Genomic DNA, 588 nt, shown 5'->3' with positions numbered 1-588 from the left:
TTCCTACGATTAGTCAAGCATTTACAAATAAAATAAGCATTACTTAACTAAACCGTTCAATTTTAATTTTTTGAATAAGGTGTTAAACTGTATTTGATTGTACGTTTGGCTAATGTGGGGACATTTGATAATCGTACAATTTTTGATTCATTATCAGATAATGAATCGTTTTTAATAGTCGATTTATACAAGCGATGACGGCAGTCTTATGAGATTTCTCATTTGGCTGCTTTCTTAGTTTGTAATAATAATCGACGACATGATTATCGTAGTTACGCTGGCCTCGGATAATATTCATCACTATCCAAAATAATAATTGTCTAGCTTTTTTATTTCCCCGCTTATTAATTGTATCCTTATAATGAGTGTTACCAGATTGATATCGTTTGATATCAATACCTACATAAGCATTTAATTGTTTATTTGTTTTAAAGTAAGTAATATCTCCTAATTCTCCGATTAACATAGCTGCTGTTAATTCTCCAATACCAGGAATAGATTGTATAATTTCGTAACACTTTAGTTCTTGTGCTAAATTAATCATTTCTTTATCTAATTGAGATAACTGTTCTATAGAATCTTTTAACT

At 29.3% G+C, this 588-nt stretch carries 1 protein-coding gene; it reads right to left on the bottom strand.

The window, feature by feature from the left end; genetic code table 11:
* Positions 1 to 109: 109 nt before the first annotated feature.
* The coding region (locus AC2FB1_RS11115) for a transposase (RefSeq protein ID WP_490675273.1) at positions 110 to 588 on the bottom strand (479 nt) is incomplete at its 5' end.

The organism is Staphylococcus sp. CoH_129_LAB_1 (assembly GCF_058191515.1).
Note: the sequence above shows the minus strand (reverse complement) of the source record. Positions and strands in the feature narration are given on the sequence as shown.